Genomic DNA, 529 nt, shown 5'->3' with positions numbered 1-529 from the left:
CGTGCTGCCTGCCCCCGAAGACGCGATGGAGTTCGTGTCGCTGATGGTGGCCACGCCGGAGCCCGCTGCGGAGCCACCATTGGCAGGCGGCAGCGTCGAGATCGCCGTCGGCGCGGTGACGGTGCGGCTCGAGCCCGGGGCCTCGGCAGAAGGATCGCCGCCGTGGTGCGGGCGCTGGCATGATCCCGTCGGACCGGGTGCGGATCCTGATCGCGACGAAGCCCGTGGATTTCCGCAAGAGCCATGACGGCCTGGCCGTGCTGGTGCAGTCGGTCCTGAAAGAGGATCCCTTCGCCGGGGCTGTCTTCGTGTTCCGCTCGAAGCGCATGGACCGCCTGAAGCTGCTGTTCTGGGAGTTTGCGCCGGTCCGCGAAGCGGCGAACCGTCCGGGGGACGGTTCGAGGCAAGAACGGGCGGAGCCCACTGGATTGGTGATGGCTTATAAGCGGCTGGAGGAATCGGGCTTCGTCTGGCCTCCCGTGACCGACGGGGTGATGTCGCTGAACCGGGCGCAGTTCGAGGCGCTGTT

General features: G+C 68.1%; 2 protein-coding genes. Both read left to right on the top strand.

All coding sequences use genetic code 11. The features are described from left to right. Positions 1-247 (top strand): hypothetical protein (locus FGX59_RS38485; protein ID WP_370296528.1); only part of this gene is annotated, 247 nt, incomplete at its 5' end. Next, a partial coding sequence (gene tnpB / locus FGX59_RS37325) for an IS66 family insertion sequence element accessory protein TnpB (RefSeq protein WP_138473514.1) occupies positions 180-529 on the top strand: 350 nt, incomplete at its 3' end. The genes FGX59_RS38485 and tnpB, both read left to right, overlap by 68 nt.

Origin of the sequence: Poseidonocella sp. HB161398 (assembly GCF_005870025.1) — a bacterium.
Lineage (GTDB): Bacteria > Pseudomonadota > Alphaproteobacteria > Rhodobacterales > Rhodobacteraceae > Mangrovicoccus.
Note: the sequence above shows the minus strand (reverse complement) of the source record. Positions and strands in the feature narration are given on the sequence as shown.